General features: G+C 64.8%; 17 protein-coding genes. 5 read left to right on the top strand and 12 right to left on the bottom strand.

Going from position 1 to position 19,479, the window contains the following annotated elements; all coding sequences use genetic code 11:
* Positions 1 to 4: 4 nt before the first annotated feature.
* The 12 genes from acsF to bchF are packed head-to-tail and all read right to left on the bottom strand — an operon-like array spanning position 5 to position 13,275.
* A complete protein-coding gene (gene acsF / locus M8523_RS04690; RefSeq protein ID WP_282583671.1) occupies positions 5 to 1,069 on the bottom strand; it encodes a magnesium-protoporphyrin IX monomethyl ester (oxidative) cyclase in 1,065 nt (354 codons plus the stop codon).
* The gene (locus M8523_RS04685; protein ID WP_282583670.1) at positions 1,066 to 1,368 is read right to left on the bottom strand and encodes an O2-dependent cyclase accessory protein; all 303 of its coding nucleotides are present in this window, start codon (positions 1,366 to 1,368) and stop codon (positions 1,066 to 1,068) included. Before M8523_RS04685 ends, acsF begins: the two co-directional genes overlap by 4 nt.
* Positions 1,365 to 1,817, bottom strand: a complete 453-nt coding sequence (puhC, locus tag M8523_RS04680; protein WP_282583669.1) for a photosynthetic complex assembly protein PuhC — start codon at positions 1,815 to 1,817, stop codon at positions 1,365 to 1,367. The genes M8523_RS04685 and puhC overlap by 4 nt, the downstream gene beginning before the upstream one ends.
* 12 nt (positions 1,818 to 1,829) lie before the next feature.
* Positions 1,830 to 2,498 carry a photosynthetic complex putative assembly protein PuhB gene (gene puhB / locus M8523_RS04675; RefSeq protein ID WP_282583668.1) on the bottom strand — a complete coding sequence of 223 codons (669 nt, stop codon included), beginning with the start codon at positions 2,496 to 2,498 and terminating at the stop codon, positions 1,830 to 1,832.
* The gene (puhA, locus tag M8523_RS04670) at positions 2,495 to 3,277 is read right to left on the bottom strand and encodes a photosynthetic reaction center subunit H (protein ID WP_282583667.1); all 783 of its coding nucleotides are present in this window, start codon (positions 3,275 to 3,277) and stop codon (positions 2,495 to 2,497) included. Before puhA ends, puhB begins: the two co-directional genes overlap by 4 nt.
* On the bottom strand, positions 3,277 to 4,755 hold the full coding sequence (locus M8523_RS04665) for a BCD family MFS transporter (protein WP_428349819.1): 1,479 nt from the start codon (positions 4,753 to 4,755) through the stop codon (positions 3,277 to 3,279). Before M8523_RS04665 ends, puhA begins: the two co-directional genes overlap by 1 nt.
* Positions 4,752 to 5,456, bottom strand: coding sequence for a magnesium protoporphyrin IX methyltransferase (gene bchM / locus M8523_RS04660; RefSeq protein ID WP_282583666.1), 705 nt, complete (start codon positions 5,454 to 5,456; stop codon positions 4,752 to 4,754). Before bchM ends, M8523_RS04665 begins: the two co-directional genes overlap by 4 nt.
* Positions 5,456 to 6,367, bottom strand: coding sequence for a ferredoxin:protochlorophyllide reductase (ATP-dependent) iron-sulfur ATP-binding protein (bchL, locus tag M8523_RS04655; protein WP_282583665.1), 912 nt, complete (start codon positions 6,365 to 6,367; stop codon positions 5,456 to 5,458). Before bchL ends, bchM begins: the two co-directional genes overlap by 1 nt.
* Positions 6,364 to 9,966, bottom strand: a complete 3,603-nt coding sequence (locus M8523_RS04650; RefSeq protein ID WP_282583664.1) for a magnesium chelatase subunit H — start codon at positions 9,964 to 9,966, stop codon at positions 6,364 to 6,366. The genes bchL and M8523_RS04650 overlap by 4 nt, the downstream gene beginning before the upstream one ends.
* The gene (gene bchB, locus M8523_RS04645) at positions 9,941 to 11,497 is read right to left on the bottom strand and encodes a ferredoxin:protochlorophyllide reductase (ATP-dependent) subunit B (protein ID WP_282583663.1); all 1,557 of its coding nucleotides are present in this window, start codon (positions 11,495 to 11,497) and stop codon (positions 9,941 to 9,943) included. Before bchB ends, M8523_RS04650 begins: the two co-directional genes overlap by 26 nt.
* Positions 11,498 to 11,500: 3 nt before the next feature.
* Positions 11,501 to 12,772, bottom strand: coding sequence for a ferredoxin:protochlorophyllide reductase (ATP-dependent) subunit N (locus M8523_RS04640; protein WP_282583820.1), 1,272 nt, complete (start codon positions 12,770 to 12,772; stop codon positions 11,501 to 11,503).
* Between the two features lie 14 nt (positions 12,773 to 12,786).
* Positions 12,787 to 13,275 carry a 2-vinyl bacteriochlorophyllide hydratase gene (gene bchF / locus M8523_RS04635; RefSeq protein ID WP_282583662.1) on the bottom strand — a complete coding sequence of 163 codons (489 nt, stop codon included), beginning with the start codon at positions 13,273 to 13,275 and terminating at the stop codon, positions 12,787 to 12,789.
* Positions 13,276 to 13,601: 326 nt separating this feature from the next.
* On the opposite strand from bchF, the gene M8523_RS04630 reads away from it, so the two are divergent.
* The 5 genes from M8523_RS04630 to M8523_RS04610 all read left to right on the top strand — a co-directional run bounded on the left by M8523_RS04630 (position 13,602) and on the right by M8523_RS04610 (position 19,409).
* Complete coding sequence (locus M8523_RS04630) at positions 13,602 to 14,483, top strand: cobalamin B12-binding domain-containing protein (protein ID WP_282583661.1); 882 nt, start codon at positions 13,602 to 13,604, stop codon at positions 14,481 to 14,483.
* Positions 14,484 to 14,550: 67 nt separating this feature from the next.
* Positions 14,551 to 15,981, top strand: a complete 1,431-nt coding sequence (ppsR, locus tag M8523_RS04625; protein WP_282583819.1) for a transcriptional regulator PpsR — start codon at positions 14,551 to 14,553, stop codon at positions 15,979 to 15,981.
* On the top strand, positions 15,971 to 16,864 hold the full coding sequence (gene chlG, locus M8523_RS04620; RefSeq protein WP_282583660.1) for a chlorophyll synthase ChlG: 894 nt from the start codon (positions 15,971 to 15,973) through the stop codon (positions 16,862 to 16,864). The genes ppsR and chlG overlap by 11 nt, the downstream gene beginning before the upstream one ends.
* A gap of 14 nt (positions 16,865 to 16,878) precedes the next feature.
* Positions 16,879 to 18,237, top strand: a complete 1,359-nt coding sequence (locus M8523_RS04615; RefSeq protein WP_282583659.1) for a BCD family MFS transporter — start codon at positions 16,879 to 16,881, stop codon at positions 18,235 to 18,237.
* Entirely contained in the window at positions 18,225 to 19,409 is a 1,185-nt protein-coding gene (locus M8523_RS04610) for a geranylgeranyl diphosphate reductase (RefSeq protein ID WP_282583658.1), read from the top strand. The genes M8523_RS04615 and M8523_RS04610 overlap by 13 nt, the downstream gene beginning before the upstream one ends.
* The last annotated feature ends 70 nt before the right edge of the window (positions 19,410 to 19,479 follow it).

Below are 19,479 nucleotides of genomic sequence, written 5' to 3'. Positions count from 1 at the left end.
CCGCTTACCAGGCTGGCGAGAGACGGATGGTTGCCGGAAGCGCGTTGCTTTTCGGCGCAAGCAGGAACAGCCGCGCGAAGGTGGCGGCTGCCGCAGCCACGAGCCCGACCCGCTTGATGTTGCCGACAAGGCCGCCCTGGCGCTTTGCCTCCGCCATCGCATTGGTGATCCGCAACAGCCGGTCGAGACCGGCGTGGAACACCGGGTTTTCGAGATCGAGCGTGATCGGAAAGACTTGCTTCGAGATTTCCGATGTCACGCGATAGACTTCGAAATCATAGGCGGTGGGATCGAGCCCGAGCGCCTTGTGAAACTCGATGCGCGCATGGTCGCGCACATACATTGTGGCAAAGACCGCCAGCAAGAAGAAGCGGATCCAGAGCTTGTTGGTGCCCTGCAACACTTTCGGATCGGCTCGCATCAGCAGCGCGAAAGCCTCACCGTGCCGAAACTCGTCGTTGCACCACTTTTCAAAATACGAAAAAATCGGATGGAATTGCCGCTCCGGATGGCGTTCCAGCTGCCGGTAGATCGTGATGTAACGGGCGTAGCCGATCTTCTCGGACAGGTAGGTCGCGTAGAAGATGAATTTCGGCCGGAAGAATGTGTATTTCTTGGCTTTTGTCAGGAAGCCGAGATCGACGCCGATGTCGAATTCCTTGAGCGCCTGATTGATGAAGCCCGCATGGCGCGCTTCGTCGCGGCTCATGGCCGTGAAGAGGTCGCGCAGATCCTGGTTCGCGACGCGTTTCTTGATCTCGGCGTAGAGCACGCAGCCGGAGAATTCGGCTGTGACAGAGCTGATAAGAAAGTCGAGAAACTCGCGGCGCAGGCCTTCGGGCAGGCTTTCGATGTCGGCATGCCAGTCTTCCGAGCGGATGAAATGCTTGGCGTTGGGGTCGCTGCGCAATTCGTCCATCAGTTCGGTCCACTCGCGGCGGACCAGGCTGACGTCGAGCCTGTCGAGGGCCGCGAAGTCCGTTGTGTAGAACCGCGGGCTGAGGACGGTGTCCTCCTGCGCCTGCCGGGTCGATTCATTGGGTTCGAAGCTGCGGATGGGAGCGTTCATAGAGTCCTCCTCGGCGTGAAGCTGACCTCGTAGAGCTCGGTCAGTTCGAGGAACGCGGTCACCTGCGTCCACAGGCGTTCGATGGGGCCCGCCTGAACGACGGTGGCGTGGCTTCGATGGGTGACAATCTCGCCGAAGCCGACGGCGGTTGGAGCGTCATGCACGAGCACCGTATCCCCCGGACCGACCTCGATACCTTCGAGACTGACATGGGCATGGAGACTGTTCGGCGTATGCTCGATCTCGATCGTACAGGGCACGTCCAGCTCACGCCGTCCGAGCCCGAAGGCCCCGCTCATCGGCTTTGGCTCCCGACATGAAGGAGTTTCGCGAAGGCCGCCTCGTTGGTCTCCCCGAAGGCTTCCAACTCGATCGGGTTCCCGGTGCTCGGATCGTCGAGCGTCAGGCGGCCGTCGGACCAGGCCGTGATATGGAACACCTGGCTCATGTTGCCATCGAACTGACGGCGTTTGGCGAGGCTGCGCAGTGACGCGCGGATGAAGCCATTGCTGCCGGGTGGGAGCGTGTCGACCGTCTGGCCACTACCGGCGTCGACCACCACGATGCTGCCGTCCGCCTTGTCCTCGAACCGAAGGTCACGCGCGGCCAGAACGGCGGCCACCGGGTGAGGTTGCTTCAGACCCACCAGACGCGCCGTTCCAGCCGAGACGATCGTGATCCCCACCAGGGCCGCGGCTCCCAGAAGGGCCCCTCGGGGAAAAGGTTGGATGCTTTGGGTCTGGCTCATCGACATTTCGCCTTAAGCTGCGGCCGGTGCCATCGGCCATGACGGCTGCTTGCCGGCCTGGGCTTGCGAGACGACCGGGTTGGTCACGTTCACGGTCTCCGGCAAGGCTGCTGAGACCGCTTCAGCAAGGATCTGCGCTACCTTCGCGGCATCCGGCACGAAACGCAGCGCCGGCTCGGTCCTTGCCGTGCGCCAGGGTCGCGCATGAGGCCACATGACAAGGTAGGCCAGCCGATTGGAATCGGTCAAGACAAGCGGGATCGTGCCGACGCCTTTTCCCTGCAGTTTCAGGGACGCCGACGCGAGCGTCTTGAACGGCAGGTTGAAGGTGATCGGCAGTGCCACGCCGATGCGCATGACGACGCGCCGGCTGGTGATCGAATAGACGGTCGTGCGGCAGACCAGAGCCGCGAGACCGGCAAGAATCAAGACGGCCGCGACACCGAGCCCCGTAAGTGGAAGCGCCGCTTTGGCGGCCCCAAAGAGCGACGCGCCGTCGTGGAGGGCGCTTGCGAGGCGATAGGCGACCAGAAGGCCAAAATAGATTGCGACTTTGCGGACGTGAAAGACGCGCAGCGCCATGGCGCGAAGGTCGGGCTCGCCCTGCCAAAGCAGGGTCTCCCCCGGAGGCAGGCGCGCCGGCAAGCCGCGGATTGGTTCGAAGTCGAGATCGCCGCTCATAGGATCGGTCCCAGGCGAGAGGGTTTGGCGTAGAGGTGGCCGGAGCCGAAGTAGGCGCAGATGCGGTCTTCTTCGCGCTTGGTCACCTGGTCCAGGCTCTTGGTCGCCGGCACTGTCGCAAAGTGCCTGGCCAGGATGGACTTCACCTTGACCTCGCGCCGGTTGTCGCTGATGCGCGCGAAGGTCATCGGCAGCAACACCTCGCGAGTTCCCGCCTCCGCATCGACCGTGACCTGGAGATAGCGGATCTGGGGTTCGGCCAGATCGATCCAGAGGTCGCTGACGACGCCTGCCCGCTTCTTGTCCGCGCCGATCACCACCATGCCGCGTGGGTCCGAATCCTCAAGGTCGACCGACATATCGGCCCGGTCCCGCATCGGCACGATCATCGGGCGGCCGTCGATCATCATCTCGGGGACCTCCTGCCGTTCCGCGTAGGCCGCAGGCCCGACGGCGTCGATCATCGGGTCGCCGGTGGGTTGAAGCGGCGAGCCGGGCCACCGCTCCAAAGGCTGGGCGAGGATCGGACGACTGTCCGGTTTTCCCGAGGGCGCGAGAACCACGCCGCCGTGGCCGAGCCGGAAGATCTTCGGCTTCGGGACGAGTGGAAAGCCCTGTTTCTTCTCCGCATTTTGCGAAAGGTATTCGACCTCGAGCGGATATCCTTCCCGCTTGTCCTCGCGCCGGAGGTAGAGCACGATTCCCAAAAAGAAGAACAGGAACGCGTAGAGCGTCATTTGGGCAACGTCGATGTAGCCCGTCAGTGAGCCTTTCAGCATCAGGCTTTCCTCCCAGTAGCGACGGAATAGGCGAATGTATCGGACCCGGGGGCCGGCTCCCTGCCTGACCGGCCGACCAGAGGGCCGACGGCAGCGAGTGTGGTGACGAGCAGCACGATCTCGATCAGGTAGACCATGCCGTAACCGACGGACGAGTCGGTGAGCACCGGCCCAAGCGCGCCGTGCGATGCGAGGCTCGAGACGACATCGCGGATGATGCCGCCGGACGCCATGGCGAGCCCGGCCGCCGTGGCCTGGACCGCCCCCCAGACTCCGAGGGCGAGACCGATATGGCTCTTGTCGGCGGTCGCCATGGCGGCCGTCAGCGTCGCATGGGCAAAGAGGCCGCCGCCGAAACCGATCATTGCGACACCGACGACGAACAGGATCGTCGAACCGAGAGGAGCCGACAGGAACACGCATGTGAAGGCGACAAGACCGTTCAAAGCCCCGAAGCCCGCGACCCGGTAGGCATCGATGCCGCGCCCGAGCCATTTGGCCGCCAGGCCGAAGCCGATGCAGCCACCGACGGCCAGCATCGCCGTAAGGGCCGTCGTCTGCCCAACCGTCAGCCGAAGAACCTGGCCGCCGTAGGGTTCGAGCAGGATGTCCTGCATGCTGAACCCGAAGGTGCCGACACCGAGCGCTACGAGGCGTCGGATGGCGCGATCCTCCTGCGCGAAGATGCGCCAGGATTCGCGGAAAGTGGGAACCTTACGGTCGGGCGCGGTTTCGCGCGGACGACGCGGCTCCTGCTTCCACAGCGCAAAGAGGTTGATCAGCATGGTGACGAGCGCGGCGCCCTGGATCACCTGGATCAGCTTGACCTCGGTGAAATTGGCCAGCAGCGCCCCGAACACCAGCGCGCTTACGACCATGCCGACCATGAGCATGACGCAGAGCAGGGCCACCACCTTCGGGTGAGCGTCTTTCGGGGCGAGATCGGTGGCGAGCGCGAGGCCGACGGTCTGCGTCGTATGGAGACCCGCGCCCACGAGCAGGAACGCGAGGGACGCGCCGAGTTGGCCGACGATCAGCGGCCCGTGCGTGTCGCCGGACAGAACGAGCAAGGCGAACGGCATGATGGCGAAGCCGCCGAATTGCAGCAGAGTGCCGAACCAGAGGTAGGGCACCCGCCGCCAGCCGAGCACCGATTTATAGGTGTCGGAGCGATAGCCCACCATGGCGCGCAACGGTGCGAAGACCAACGGCAAGGCCACCATGACCGACACGAGCCAGGCCGGCACGCCGAGCTCGACGATCATCACCCGGTTGAGCGTACCGATCAGCAGCACGACGGCCATGCCGACCGTGACCTGGAACAGCGACAGCCGCAGCAGGCGGCCGAGCGGCAGCTCCGCGGTCGCCGCGTCCGCGAAGGGAAGGAAGCGCGGGCTCAGGACCATCCAGCGTTGCGCCAGCTTCACAGCCGGTTTGACCGGGATGGGCGCCCAGGGAAGGGTTCGCCGCTGGGTCATGACCGCACCAGCTCGAAAGCTTGCGAAATGTAGAAGCCGCCCGCTACCCGATCGGTCCGGGCTGGATACCAGTCGGCGAGCTTCGGCTCGGTTGCGATCCGGCGCCGCAACGTCGTCTCGCTGATCGGCGCGATCGCCGGCGCGCGATCGCCGCGCGGGAACAGGCGGCCGACCGTGTGCATGACGGTGAGCAGCGGGGTCCGGGGCGCAAAAGTGGTGATCACGGAGGTCGAGGCGCGTGCCGTCAATCCGACCATCATGCGCACCATGTCGGGCGCGTCATAGTGGATCAGCGAATCCATAGCGACCACATGATCGAACTGACCGAGCGCGGGGTCGAGCATGTCGCCGACCTGGAACTCGATCCGGCCCTGGCCGAGGTCGCCGGGCTGCCGCTCCCGCGCCAGTTTCACCAAGGTCGGCGAGAGGTCGATGGCGGTCACGAAGGCCCCCCGCCGCGCCGCTTCGACCGCCAGCGCACCCGTGCCACAGCCGGCGTCGAGCAGGCGGGCGCCCCTGAGATCGCCGGGAAGCCAGTTCAGCAGCGTCGTCCGCATTCGGTCGCGGCCGGCCCGCACGGTGGCCCGGATGCTGCCGACGGGCGCTTCCGAGGTCAGGCGCGCCCAGGCTTCGACCGCCGTCCGGTCGAAGTAGGTCTCAAGTTCGCCGCGACGGGCGCGGTAGGAGAGGGTGGTATCCATCAGTCGAACCCCAGCAGATCGAAGATGTCGCGGTCCTTCATGGGCTCGGCAATCAGCGGCTCGGTGCCGTCGAGCAGGGTCTGGGCGAACCGCAGATATTCGGCTTGGACCGCGAGGATCTCGTCGGTCGGCTCCATTTCGAACAACGTCGATTTCTTGAGCCGCGAGCGGCGGATGACGTCGAGGTCCGGGAAATGCGCGACGGTCTTGAGGCCGGTCGCCGCATTGTAGCGGTCGATCTGGTCGGTTGCCGAACTTCGGTTGGCGATGACGCCGCCGAGACGCACGGGGTAGTTCTTGGCCTTGGCCTTGATGGCTGAGACGATGCGGTTCATGGCGAAGATCGAGTCGAAATCATTCGCGGCCACGATCAGGGCACGGTCGGCATGTTGGAGAGGCGCCGCAAAGCCGCCGCAGACCACGTCGCCGAGCACATCGAAGATCACGATGTCGGTGTCTTCGAGAAGGTGATGCTCTTTGAGAAGCTTGACGGTCTGGCCGACCACATAGCCACCGCAGCCGGTACCGGCCGGCGGGCCGCCCGCCTCCACGCACATCACCCCGTTGTAGCCCTCGAACACGAAGTCCTCGCGCCGCAGCTCCTCGGCGTGGAAGTCGACGCTTTCCAGCACGTCGATCACGGTCGGGCAGAGGCGCTTCGTCAGCGTGAAGGTGGAATCGTGCTTGGGGTCGCAGCCGATCTGCAGCACCTTCTTGCCGAGCTTGGAGAAGGCGACCGAGAGGTTCGACGAGGTGGTCGACTTGCCGATGCCGCCCTTGCCGTAGACCGAAAACACCGTCGCCGAGCCGATCTTGACACTGGGGTCAAGCTTGACCTGCACGCTGCCTTCGCCATCCCCGCAGGAAGGCCCGATGCTGCAGCCGGTCGGGGGTTTGATTGCGATTGTCATGCGGCCACCTTTTCGGGAACGATGCCTTCGAGCCGGTCTTCGAGTTCCTCGCCGGCGCGGCGGAGGGCTTCGAGGGTTGCGGCGTCAGGCGACCAATATTGGCGCTCGTGGGCTTCGATCAGCCGGTTTGCGAGCTTGGCGGAAGTCGTCGCATTGAGGGCGGCGAGCCGGTCACGCATCTCGGGATCGAGCACGTAGGTCTCGGCGAGCTGCTGGTAGACCCAGGGCGACACCTGGCCGGTCGTCGCGGACCAGCCGAGAGTGTTGGTGACATGGGCCTCGATCTGGCGAACGCCCTCGTAGCCATGTTCGAGCAGGGCTTCGTACCATTTCGGGTTGAGGGCGCGTGTCCGGGTTTCGAGCGACACCTGCTCGGAGAGCGTGCGAACCGTGCCGTCGCCGCGCGTCTGGTCGCCGATATAGACCGTGGCCGACTCGCCCCGCGCCCGCTTGACCGCCCGGCTGATACCGCCCAGCGTATCGAAATAATGATCGACCGTTGTGACACCGAGCTCGATGGAATCGAGGTTCTGGTAGGTCACCTCGACGCTTTTCAGCATGTGAGAGAGTACGGCCGCCTGCTTGCTCGACTTCCCGTCGACGCCATACGCGAAGCCCTTGCGGCGGACGTAGGCCTCGGCCAGTTCGTCCTCGTCGCTCCAGGATCCGCTGTCCACGAGCTGGTTCACGTTGGCCCCATAGGCCCCCTCGGCATTGCCGAACACCCTGAGCGCCGCCTGCGCGATGTCGCCACCGTTGGCGGCCTGGAAGGCGAGAGCATGCTTGCGGATGAAATTCATTTCGATCGGCTCGTCGGCCGAGGCCGCGAGCAGGGCGGCTTCGGCGAGAAGCTTGGTCTGCAAGGGAAGCAGATCGCGGAAGATGCCCGACAGTGTGATCACCGTATCGACGCGGGCGCGGCCCAGGGTTGCGAGCGGCACCAGCTGGGCGCCGGTCAGCCGGCCGTAACTGTCGCGGCGCGGTTCGGCGCCCATCAGCCAAAGCGCTTGCGAGAGCGGGCCGCCCTCGGTCTTGAGGTTGTCGGTGCCCCATAGAACCATCGCGACGGTCTCGGGCAAGCCATGGCCTTCCGCCGCATGCCGGGCGAGAAGTCGCTCGGCCTGCCTTGCGCCATCCGCCACCGCGAAAGTGCTCGGGATGCGGAACGGGTCGAAACCGTGCAGGTTCCGGCCGGTGGGCAGCACCTCGATGTTGCGCAGCAGGTCGCCGCCGGGCGCCGGCCGGATATAGCCGCCGTCGAGCGCGTGGAGCAGGGCGGGGATCTCATGATCTTCGGCCAGAAGCGCGTCGGCCTTGGCGCGTCGCTCCGGATCGTTGATCCCGGCTGCGTCCAGCAATTCGGCGCGGGCCTCAGGCGAAGGCGGCTCGCCCACGACATGGAACCCGTGCGGGATCAGCGTATATTCGAGGTCGAGCAGGGCTGTGCGAAGCCGGTCGATCTCTGCCGTCGCCTCACCGGTCCAGAGCGGCTCGGCCGGGGCGAGTTCGACAGCCGCGGCCTGAGCCTGCACGAGGACGATCAGCGGCGCGCGCTGCTCGGCCTCCTCGATCGGATCGAGTTGGCGAAGACGATCCATCGACCCTTTGAGCTCCGCCAGCCCGCGATAGAGACCCGCATGGGCGACCGGAGGAGTCATGTAGCTGATCAGCGTCGCGCCGGTGCGGCGCTTGGCGAGCGCGCCCTCCGATGGGTTGTTGGAGGCATAGAGGTAGATGTTCGGCAGGTCCCCGATCAGCCGATCGGGCCAGCAGGCGTGCGAGAGGCCCGCTTGTTTGCCCGGCATGAATTCGAGGGCGCCATGGGTACCGAAATGCAGCACCGCATGGGCGCCGAAATCCTCGCTGACGTAACGGTAAAAGGCCGAAAAAGCATGTGTGGGTGCGAAGCTATGCTCGAACAGAAGGCGCATCGGATCGCCCTCCACCCCGAAGGCAGGCTGGATGCCGATGAAGACGTTGCCGAGATGGAGCCCGAGCACGAAAATGCCCTTGCCGTCGCTTTGCTGGCGGCCCGGAGCCGCACCCCAGACGCGTTCGATCTCGTCGAGGTGGCGCTCGCGTCGGACATGGTCGTCCGTCGAAATGCGCTGCGCCACGTTGGCATGCATGCCGAAATGACTCGCGTTGCCGCCAAGGATCAGCTCGCGCAGCGCATCGGGCGACGCGGGGACGTCGACCTGGTAGCCGGCGTTGCGGGCCGCCGTGAGTGTCCTGTGCAACGAGGCGTAGACACCGAGGTAAGCGGCCGTTCCGACCGTGCCCGCATTCGGCGGGAAACTGAAGAGCACCACGGCCAGCTTGCGGTCCCGGCGCTCCGTCCGGCGGAGTTTCACCAATCGCGCCACACGGGCGGCCAGCATGGCGGCGCGCTCCGGCACGACGGCCATGTCGCGTCGCCCGCAGCCGGGTGTCGCGGAGGACCGGCCACCAAATGTCATCGGCCAGATGGCACCATCCAGTTCGGGGATCGCCACCATCATGGTGGCTTCCACGGGGGTCAGGCCGCGAGCGTCGCCCTCCCACTGCTCGATCGTCTGGAATTCGACCGGATGGGCGGCGAGATACGGCACGTCGAGCTTGGCCAGGATGTCCGCGGCCGCCGAGGCATCGTTGTAGGCAGGACCACCGACCAGGGAGAAGCCGGTCAGGGAGACCAACGCGTCGATAGTTGGAATGCCGTCCCGCAGGAAATACTTTTCGATCGCTGGACGTGCATCGAGACCGTGGGCGAAAGCCGGGACGACGCGAAGGCCGCGGGCCTCGAAGGCCGCGATCACGCCATCATAATGGGCCGTGTTGCCGCCCAGGATGTAGGATCGCATCACCAGCACGCCGACCGTGCCGCCGGCACCCGTGGGCCGTAGCTTTTCGAGCCTCTCGACGATGCGGCCGGGCGCCGCCGGATGATAGAGGCCGATGTCGGGATAGGTCTGGGGAGCGGCGGGCTTCAGCGTACCAAGCAGCGACAGGCGCGGACCGGCGGCATATCGGTTCACCAGAAGGCGCACCAGGTTCGCGATATTCTCGTCGGAACCCGCCAACCAATACTGCAGGGCCAGGAAGTAATTGCGGACATCCTGCGCCGTGCCGGGGATGAAGCGTAGCAGCCGCGGCATCTGTCGCAGCATCTTCATCTGGCCCGCGCCGCTCGATCCTTTGCCGGATTTCGCGCCACGGAGCCGCTTCAGCATCGCCATCGCGCCCGTGGAGGGGCCGGCCATGCTGAACTTGCCGAGCCGTGTCAGCTGCATGACTTCGCCGGCCGACATGGCGCAGAGCATCGCGTCGCAGCTCTCGCGGCGTGCCGCCAAGGCTGCCTGGACCAACCGGATATGGTCCTCAAGGAACAGCATGGTGGCGACCACGATGTCGCCATGGGCGATGGCCGAACGGCAGCGGGCCAGAGCTTCGTCGTCCGTGCCCCACTCGTCCGCCGCATGGATAGAGAGGTCGAGCCCGGGTAATTCTGTCCGGAGCAATGCGCTTGCACGATCGACAGATCCAGCCAGATGGCTGTCCATCGTCACGATGACGACGCGAATGGGCGTCGCGTCAGCGACCGAAATGCGCTTTGGCATCGTACAAGGTCTCGACGGTGATGAGGGCGACGCCGGTGTCGGCGGCGAAACGTTCGGTGTTGCGGCGTGCCTTGCCGCGGACGAAGAAGGGAATTTTGCCGACTTCCTTCTCGGCCTCCGACGACCAAAGAACGGCCGCCTTCTCGGTCTGGACCGTCGCCGGAGCCGGAACTTGCTCCAGCTCGGTCGTCGTACCGAGATGCGACGGCGTGGCCCCGTCATGGAACTCAGGGTCGTCGCGGAACATCGCGAGCAGATGCTCCTCGAGCCCCATCATCAGAGGGTGGACCCAGCTGTCGAAGATGACATTGGCGCCTTCAAATCCCATCTGGGGCGAATAGCGAGCCGGAAAATCCTGCACATGCACCGGCGCCGAGATCACCGCGCAGCCGATGCCGAGCCGCTTGGCGATGTGACGTTCCATCTGCGTGCCGAGCACCAGTTCGGGCCGAAGCTCGGCGACCCTGGCCTCGACTTCGAGGTAGTCGTCGGTGATCAGCGCCTCGATGTCATAGAGCTTGGCCGCCTCACGCACCTCGCGGGCGAATTCGCGGGCGTAGGTACCGAGGCCGACGACCTCGAAGCCGAGTTCTTGCGCGGCGATTCGTGCGGCCGCGATCGCATGGGTGGCGTCACCGAAGATGAAGACGCGTTTGCCGGTGAGATAGGTCGAATCGACCGAGCGGCTGTACCAGGGCAGGCGGGTCTCGTCGCCCGCGAGAAGCGGGGCAGGATCGACACCGGCGAGGGCTGCCACTTCCGAGATGAAGTCCCGGGTGGCGCCGACGCCGATCGGGATGGTTTTGGTTGCGGGCTGGCCGAAGGTCCGCTCCAGCCATTTGGCCGTGGTGGCGGCGATTTCGGGGTAGAGAACGACGTTGAAATCGGCCTCGCTGAGGCGGGCGAGATCAGCGGCCGTGGCACCAAGTGGCGCCACGACGTTCACCACGATGCCGAGCCGCCCGAGCAATCGTGTGATTTCCTCGACATCGTCGCGGTGACGAAAGCCGAGGGCGCTCGGCCCGAGGATGTTACAGCGGGCCGGCAAGCCTTCCGGGCGACGTGGCGGCTTGCTGCCGGACGGTGCCGAAGATCCGGCGAGAGTGCGCACGAGCTGGTAGAACGTCTCCGACGCGCCCCAGTTTTCCTTGCGCTGATACGAGGGCAGGTCCAGCGGAATGACCGGGATCGGCAGGTTCAGCGCGCGGGCGAGGCCACCCGGATCGTCCTGGATCAGTTCTCCCGTGCAGGAGGCGCCGACGATCATCGCGGTCGGCTGGAAGCGCGCATAGGCGTCTTCCACCGCTGTCTTGAACAGCGCGGCCGTGTCGGATCCGAGATCCCGTGCCTGGAAGGTCGTGTAGGTCACCGGTGGCCGCTTGGCGCGGCGCTCGATCATCGTGAAGAGGAGATCGGCATAGGTGTCGCCCTGCGGAGCGTGCAGCACGTAATGGACGCCCTCCATCGCGGTGGCGATCCGCATGGCGCCGACATGGGGTGGGCCTTCATAGGTCCAGACGGTGAGGCGCATGGTCTAGGCCACCAGCCGGGCGCGCCGCGACAGCGGACGCACGAACAATTCGGCGAGGTCCCCCGCCTGATCGTAGCCGTGGATCGGCGAAAACACGAGTTCGATCGACCACTTGGTCGTCATGCCTTCGGCTTCGAGCGGGTTGGCGAGGCCGAGGCCGCAGACCACGATATCGGGCTTGGCGGCCCGGCAGCGGTCCAGCTGCCGGTCGACATCCTGACCCTCGCTGATCAGCGTCCCGGCGGGCAGCAACGCCAACTCCGCTTTCAGGTGCTGCCGATGCAGGTAGGGGGTGCCGACCTCCACGAGCTCCATCGAGAGCTCGCGGCTCAGGAAGCGGGCCAGCGGAATTTCCAACTGGGAATCCGGGAAAAAGAAGATCTTCTTGCCCCAAAGCTGGCAGCGGTAGCGCTGCAGGGCGCGTCGGGCACGCTCCCGGCCTGGCTCGGTCGCACGACGGAATGCCAACGGATCCACGCCGAAGGCCGTCGCGGCGACTTGCAGCCATGCCGTCGTGCCATCGACCCCGAACGGGAAGGGTGCGACGAGAAGCGTGGCGCCGCGATCCTCGATGAGCCGCGCCGTTTCGGCCAGGAACGGCTGCGCGAGGAGCATGCGGGTGTTGGGCCCCACGGGTGGAAGCTCGGCGGCATGGCGCGGCGGGAAGAAGCGCACGTCGATCCCGAGATCGTCAAAGATCCGGCTGAACTGGTCCTCGACGACCTCTGGCAGAGCCCCCACGACAAGCAGCGAAGCCGGGCACCCCTGAGGACTCGCGGGCAGGCTCGGCACGAGGGCCGCCAGGCACGCATCCTCACCCTGGGTAAACGTCGTCTCGATGCCACTGCCGGAATAGTTCAGGATGCGAACAGACGGCGAGTAGGTGCGCGAAAGACGGCTCGCGGCACGCGACAGGTCGAGCTTGATGACCTCCGAGGGGCAGGAGCCGACCAGGAAGAGAAGCTTGATATCCGGCCGACGGTCCAGGAGTTGGGCCACGATGCGGTCGAGTTCGTCATGCGCGTCGGCGAGGCCGGCGAGATCGCGTTCCTCGATAATCGCAGTGGCAAAACGTGGCTCGGCGAAGATCATCACGCCGGCGGCCGATTGCATGAGGTGGGCGCAGGTCCGCGAACCCACGATCAGGAAAAAGGCATCCTGGATCTTGCGATGCAGCCAAACGATACCGGTCAGCCCGCAGAACACTTCGCGTTGGCCCCTTTCCCGCAGGACGGGAAGGTCACCACAGCCCGATATCGCATCTGGCTTCTGCATGGTCAGAGTGTCGCTCATCCGACTGCTCCCGCGAGCGTTTCGACGGAGTGTTGATCCCTCGCGAGCCGCGCCGCGCGCAGCTTCAGCAGAAACTGCGCGGCGTTGATCGCGTAGGTCGCATAGGCCACGAGCGCGAGGGCCAGCAGACCATGCGGCGACAGAGCCCCGGTGAACAGGGACGCCAGGTAGGCTGTGTGCAGGGCCAGCACCACCATGCTGAACATGTCCTCCCAGAAGAAGGACGGCGCGAACAGGTAGCGTCCGAAAACAACCTTCTCCCACATCGAGCCGGTGATCATGATGGCGTAGAGGGCAAACGTCTTGACGACGGCCGATGCGGTCGCGAGCCAGAGTCCCTCGCCGGTCGCGAGATAGTGCAGGATGCATCCGATGCTCGCGAGGCAGATTGCAAACTGGATCGGCGCCAGGACGCCTTGCACTAAGGTCCAAGGAGAAGCGTCGCGCCGGCGGCGCTGTTCCGGCGTGTACAAACCTGCCAGCACGCGTGGAGCCTTTAACGTCTCTACCTCGGCGGCCCCTACCCGTAAGGTCCAAGAGCCGCTGGCCGACCTAAGCGTGGGTTGAGACTTGAGTCGTGTAAACATGCCTTGACATCCCTGGCGGGGAAAGGTCGGATAGTTCCAACGCCACTGCGATCCACCTCTTGAAGCGAGATCGAAACGAGACGGCGGACGGGGGAAACTCTTCTAGGCCTGGGCCCAAGTGGCTATTCGATGAGGCTAGAATGCACGATCCCGACTGTCAACAACGGTTGACGTAAATTTAGATTGACGCCTGATACAATCGGCAATCTATTGGGGAGAGACACATGGCGGAAAGGCAGACCCGCTTGACCCAGCAAGTCGTTGATATGGGCCATTGGGGCGAGACAAATCGAGTCGTTCCGCCCTCGGATCATCCCTGGTCGGTTCCGACGAGCGTCACGGAGCGCGAAAAGCGGCTCGAGGACATCCGCCAGGCGGTCGAGGCCGATATCGTTCCTCGATTGGTCCAGAGCCATGATCGCGCTTATGCCCCCGCCGCCATTGTCCCGGTCGCGGCCGAGGTCATCGCTTTCGTGAAGATCCTTCTGTCTCACCAAGACGAAGCGACGATCGTTGCGCATGTCGCTGCCGTGCAGGCACGCGGGGTCTCGGTCGATGATATCTACCTGCAGTTGTTTCAGCCCACCGCACGCTATATCGGTGAGCTCTGGTGCGACGATCTCTGCAGTTTCATCGACGTGACGCTCGCGGTCGGGACCATGCAGAAGCTTCTTCGGATGCTCGCTCCGATCTTCCATGCGAATGGCCGGCCGGAAGACGGGTCCCGCCAAGCCCTCATCGTGCCGTTACCGGGCGATCAACACACCTTCGGGCTGTCGATGGTGGCGGAATTCATGCGCCGGGCCGGCTGGAGTATTTGGAGCACGCCCTTCGCGTCGATCGAGACGTTGAGCGAAACATTGGGCAAGCTGTATTTTGTGCTCGTCGGCTATTCGGTCAGCAGCGACGAGCGGCTCGACGAGTTGACGAAGGTGATCCGCCAAACCCGGCGGGCATCCTGCAACAAGGCGATCCGCATTCTTGTCGGAGGCCCTGTGTTCGTCGCGCGCCCGGATTACGTCACCAGGGTCGGGGCCGATGCCATGGGAACCGATGCTCCACATGCCTTGAGCCTCGCCGAAAGCTTCGTGGCGTCCGCCGCATGACGGGCCGGCGGATGACGCTTGCGAGACGTGTCCGATCCCGACGTGCTTGGGGAGATCGCTTCCCTTGATGCCCTTCAGCGCGCCCAACCGATCGCTGGGCAAGATAGATCCAGCGACGACCGCGACGCTCATTGCCGCCGCTGCGGATGTCGCCCTCGTGATCGATCGGGAAGGCATCATTCAGGATGTCGCGTTAAATAGCGACGACCTTTCGACCGATCTCACCGGTTGCAGCACGTGGATCGGTCGCCCCTGGGTGGACACGGTCACGATCGAGAGTCGATCCAAGATCGAGGCACTGCTCAAGGAGGCCGTTCCGGGACGCTCCGGGCGATCTCGGCAGATCAATTATCCTTCCGTCCAACAGGCCGACGTTCCAATCCTCTATTCCGCCGTATCCGCCGGTACCGAAGGCAGTGTCGTTGCATTCGGCCGGAACCTTAAGCAGTTCTCGGTCCTGCAGCGCCGGCTGGTCGAGGCGCAGCAGACGATGGAACGGGATTATTCCCGGTTGCATCATGTCGAGACCCGATACCGTTTGCTGTTCAGCGTTTCTGCCGAGCCTGTCCTGATCGTCGATGCGGACAGCCAGAAGGTGATCGAGGCAAATCCTGCGGCCGCCGATATGTTCGGCGAGGCGGTCACGGCAGTGATCGACAAGCCCTTGGTGGACGTGTTCGGGCCACAGTCGACGTCCCCGCTCCAGAGCCTGCTCGCGGTCGTCCGCGCAGCCGGACATGCCGATGACGTGCGCGCCAACTTGCGGCATAGCGGAGAAGAGGTGCTGGTTTCGGCCTATATGTTTCGACAGGAGAACGCGTCGCTCTTTCTGGTTCGCTTGCTCCGGCTGACATCCGACAGCGCGCTTGGCGTCGTTCCCAAAATGACCTGGAAATTATTGAAACTGGTTGAGAATTCGCCGGACGGATTCGTCGTGACCGACGCAGACGGCCGGATTGTCTCCGCCAATGCAGCGTTTCTCGACATGGCGCAGCTCGCCACCGACCGTCAAGCCGTCAACCAGAAGCTCGATCGCTGGCTCGGCCGTCCGGGAGTTGATCTCGATGTTCTCATCGCGAACCTGACGCAACGTGGGACGGTGCGGTTGTTCGGATCGAGTCTGCAAGGGCAATTCGGCACCGAGACGGCCGTCGAGATCTCGGCGGCGTCGGTGATGAACAGCGAGCGGCGCTGTTTCGGCTTCGCGATCCGCAACATCGCGCGGCGCTTCAGGACGGACATGCGGTTCGGGCCCGATCTCCCCGGCTCGGTCGAACATCTGACCGAACTGGTCGGCCGCGTTTCCCTCAAGGATCTGGTGCGGGAGGCGACCGATGTCATCGAGCGCCTCTCTATTCAGGCCGCCCTGAAGATGACTGGCGACAACCGTGCCTCGGCGGCCGAGATGCTCGGCGTCAGCCGGCAGAGCCTCTATGTCAAGCTGCGGCGCTATGGGCTCGCGGATCCCACCGGTGAGAACGGCTCCGATGTCAACTAGAGCGATCTCAGCGCAACCCGCGCCTTCCGCGGTTCTAGAATTGCTGAAGCCGATCACCTGGTTTCCGCCGATGTGGGCCTTCGGCTGTGGCGTCGTCTCGGCGGGTGTTCCGATCGCGGGCCGCTGGACGATGGTCGTCGCCGGCGTCGCTCTTGCGGGCCCGCTGGTCTGCGCGACGAGCCAGGCCGTCAACGACTGGTATGACCGTTACGTCGACGCGATCAATGAACCCCATCGGCCGATCCCATCCGGACGCATTCCAGGGCGGTGGGGATTGTATATCGCCATGATCTGGACCGCGCTGTCGTTCGAAGTTGCCGTCTCATTGGGGACGGCCGTTCTGGCGGCCGCGATCCTGGGTCTTGCTCTCGCTTGGGCTTACAGCGCCCCGCCGTTCCGGCTGAAGCGCAACGGCTGGCTCGGCAATGCGGCTGTGGCGATCTGCTACGAGGGCCTGCCCTGGTTCACCGGCGCGGCCGTCATGATCGGCGCCGTGCCGAATTGGCAGATCATTCTGCTCGCCCTCGTGTACAGCGTCGGCGCGCATGGCATCATGACCCTGAATGATTTCAAATCGGTCGAGGGCGACATTCGGACGGGAATCGCATCGCTTCCGGTGTTGCTCGGGGTCGACCGCGCGGCGCGCCTGGCCTGCGCCGTCATGTTGATTCCGCAGGTCGTCGTCGTGGCCTTGTTGTTGGGTTGGGATCGGCCCGAATTCGCGCTTGTCGTGGGCGGGTTGACCAGCGTGCAACTCGTTCTCATGCAGCATCTGTTGCGCAGGCCGCGTGAGAACGCGCCCTGGTACAATTCGACCGGGGTCACCCTTTATGTGATCGGCATGCTGGTGAGCGCCTTCGCGGTGCGTCACCTGGCCTTTTAAGGGGCGTGAGAGCCATGTCGCGCGTCTCGCCATGGGTTCAAATCGTACGGCTCGGCTTAGTGCAAGCCTCGATTGGGGCGATCGTGGTCTTCGCCACTTCGACGCTGAATCGGGTCATGGTCGTCGAACTGGCCCTGCCGGCGATCGTTCCGGGTGCGCTTGTCGCACTGCATTACGCAGTGCAGATGCTGCGGCCCCGCTGGGGCCACGGATCGGATCGCGGGGGACGCCGAACGCCCTGGATCCTTGGCGGTATGATGGTCCTTGCCACGGGCAGCGTCCTGGCCGCGCTTGCGACGGCTTGGATGAAGACCGCTCCTCTGGCCGGGATCACATTGGGCGTCACAGCCTTTCTCATGATCGGGATCGGCGTGGGATCGGCGGGCACCTCTCTTCTGCTGTTGCTTGCCCGCCAGGCGGGCGAGCGGCGTCGAGCCGCCGCTGCCGCCATCGTCTGGATGATGATGATTGCCGGGTTCCTCGTGACTGCTGCTGTGGTGGGTCAGATGCTGGCACCTTTCTCCGTCGCGGCGCTCGTCAGGACTTCGGTCCTTATCTCGGGGGCAGCCGTTCTTATGACTTGTCTGGCGCTCTGGAGGGTTGAACCCGCCGAAGCGACCGCTCCGGAGGTGTCGACGCAATCTGCCCCCGTGGCCTTTCTGCCGGCCCTTCGCGAGGTGTGGACAGAGCCTGACACCCGCGGCTTCACGCTCTTCGTCTTTTTCTCGATGCTGGCCTATTCGGCCCAAGAACTGATCCTGGAACCCTTCGCCGGATCGGTTTTCGCATTGCCGCCGGCCGAATCGGCAAAGCTCGCCGGCTTCCAGCATTCGGGACTTCTTGCCGGCATGGTGCTCGTGGCCGTGCTGGGGAGTGCGATCGGGGGGCCGCGTCTGGGGTCGATGCGCCTTTGGACGATCGGCGGGTGTCTGGCCTCGATGGCTGCGATCCTTGGCGTGACATGCGTCGCACTTGCGGGAGCCTCAGCTTCCCTGAATGTCCTGCGTTGCGCGGTTGTTCTTCTTGGCTGCGCGAACGGCGCGTTCTCGATCGCGGCTGTCGCCTCCATGATGCAACTCGCGGGCGCCGGTCAGCCGGGACGGGAGGGTGTCCGGATGGGATTGTGGGGCGCCGCCCAGGCTCTGGCCTTTGCGCTCGGCGGGGTTGTCGGGACCGGGTCAAGTGATCTGGCTCGCCAACTCCTCGGCTCGCCGGCCCAGGCCTATACGGCGGTCTTCCTCGGCGAGTCCTTGCTGTTCGGACTTGCGGCATGGTTGGCCGCGGGCGCTTTTCCCCGGGCCGATCGCGACGCGCGCGTGACCGGCAGCGGTCTTGCCCTTCGCGTGCAGGACACGGGCCGGTGGGCGACCTAGGTCTCTACGACGTCCTCGTGGTTGGCGGTGGCCCTGCCGGAGCGATCGCTGCCGCGGATCTGGCCCGGATGGGCCGCAGCGTTCTGCTGCTCGATCGGGACGGTCGTATCAAACCCTGTGGGGGTGCGATCCCGCCGCGCCTACTTGCAGATTTCGAGATCCCCGAGCACCTGCTGGTCGCCCGCGCAACCGGGGCCAGAATCGTGTCGCCTGGCAATCGACACGTGCACATGCCGATCGAGAACGGCTTCGTCGGCATGGTCGACCGAGAGGATTTCGATGCTTGGCTGCGGGGGCGGGCGGAAAGCGTCGGCGCGTCGCGGCTCTCGGGCGTCTTCGAGCGCTTGGAACGCTTGGCTGACGGCACGGTGTCGGCCGTCGTGCTCCGGGGTGGGGAGAGGGTCGATGTGCGTGCCCGGGCGGTCATCGGCGCCGATGGCGCCTTGTCGGCCGTCGCCCGGCAGTGTGTGCCCGTAAGGGGCCGAGAGCCGGTCGTCGTCGCCTATCACGAGGTGATCCGTTCCCCAGGGCCCGAAACCGGTTTTGATGGTACGCGGTGCGACATCTACTATCAGGGTGCCCTGTCGCCTGATTTCTACGGTTGGATCTTTCCGCACGGCACATCGACAAGCGTTGGCACAGGCTCGGCCAAGAAGGGATTCGCGCTTCGTGACGCTGTCGCGGAACTCCGGTCGGTCACGGGGCTGGCGACTGCCGAGACCCTTCGCTGCGAGGGGGCACCGATCCCCTTGAGGGTGCGGCGCAGATGGGACGACGGGCATAACGTGGTGCTGGCGGGCGATGCCGCCGGCGTGGTGGCACCGGCATCCGGCGAGGGGATCTACTACGCGATGGCAAGCGGCAGGATGGCCGCCACCTGCGTGGAGACGTTTCTGTCGACTGGCGATGTACGGGCGCTGGGCGCGGCGCGGAGGCAATTCATGAAAGCCCACGGGCAGGTGTTTCGCGCCCTCGGCATGATGCAGCGATTCTGGTACGCCAACGACTGGCTTCGGGAGCGCTTCGTCGCGCTCTGCGGATACAAAGATGTCCAGCGGCTTGTCTGGTCTGCCTACCTGACAAAGACCACGATGGGATCGCAAAGCCCGATGACGTTTATTCGCGTCATGGCGGCCAATTTTGCTGAATTGCTGGGGCGGCAAACTGTATGATTGGTTAGAACAGCTTGCAAAACTGTAAGGCGGTCAAAATCTTCTTTGTCAACTTCCCTTGACACTTGTC

Source organism: Lichenifustis flavocetrariae (assembly GCF_026130545.1).
In the GTDB taxonomy this organism is placed as follows: domain Bacteria; phylum Pseudomonadota; class Alphaproteobacteria; order Rhizobiales; family Beijerinckiaceae; genus Lichenihabitans; species Lichenihabitans flavocetrariae.
The sequence above is the reverse complement of the archived record's forward strand: the minus strand, read 5'-3'. Positions and strand labels throughout refer to the sequence as shown.

Bases quoted from the DNA above. Each gene is read 5' to 3' on its own strand.
- acsF (WP_282583671.1), bottom strand. From the start codon at position 1,069: ATGAACGCTCCCATCCGCAGCTTCGAACCCAATGAATCGACCCGGCAG.
- M8523_RS04685 (WP_282583670.1), bottom strand. From the start codon at position 1,368: ATGAGCGGGGCCTTCGGGCTCGGACGGCGTGAGCTGGACGTGCCCTGT.
- puhC (WP_282583669.1), bottom strand. From the start codon at position 1,817: ATGAGCCAGACCCAAAGCATCCAACCTTTTCCCCGAGGGGCCCTTCTG.
- puhB (WP_282583668.1), bottom strand. From the start codon at position 2,498: ATGAGCGGCGATCTCGACTTCGAACCAATCCGCGGCTTGCCGGCGCGC.
- puhA (WP_282583667.1), bottom strand. From the start codon at position 3,277: ATGCTGAAAGGCTCACTGACGGGCTACATCGACGTTGCCCAAATGACG.
- M8523_RS04665 (WP_428349819.1), bottom strand. From the start codon at position 4,755: ATGACCCAGCGGCGAACCCTTCCCTGGGCGCCCATCCCGGTCAAACCG.
- bchM (WP_282583666.1), bottom strand. From the start codon at position 5,456: ATGGATACCACCCTCTCCTACCGCGCCCGTCGCGGCGAACTTGAGACC.
- bchL (WP_282583665.1), bottom strand. From the start codon at position 6,367: ATGACAATCGCAATCAAACCCCCGACCGGCTGCAGCATCGGGCCTTCC.
- M8523_RS04650 (WP_282583664.1), bottom strand. From the start codon at position 9,966: ATGCCAAAGCGCATTTCGGTCGCTGACGCGACGCCCATTCGCGTCGTC.
- bchB (WP_282583663.1), bottom strand. From the start codon at position 11,497: ATGCGCCTCACCGTCTGGACCTATGAAGGCCCACCCCATGTCGGCGCC.
- M8523_RS04640 (WP_282583820.1), bottom strand. From the start codon at position 12,772: ATGCAGAAGCCAGATGCGATATCGGGCTGTGGTGACCTTCCCGTCCTG.
- M8523_RS04630 (WP_282583661.1), top strand. From the start codon at position 13,602: ATGGCGGAAAGGCAGACCCGCTTGACCCAGCAAGTCGTTGATATGGGC.
- ppsR (WP_282583819.1), top strand. From the start codon at position 14,551: ATGCCCTTCAGCGCGCCCAACCGATCGCTGGGCAAGATAGATCCAGCG.
- chlG (WP_282583660.1), top strand. From the start codon at position 15,971: ATGTCAACTAGAGCGATCTCAGCGCAACCCGCGCCTTCCGCGGTTCTA.
- M8523_RS04615 (WP_282583659.1), top strand. From the start codon at position 16,879: ATGTCGCGCGTCTCGCCATGGGTTCAAATCGTACGGCTCGGCTTAGTG.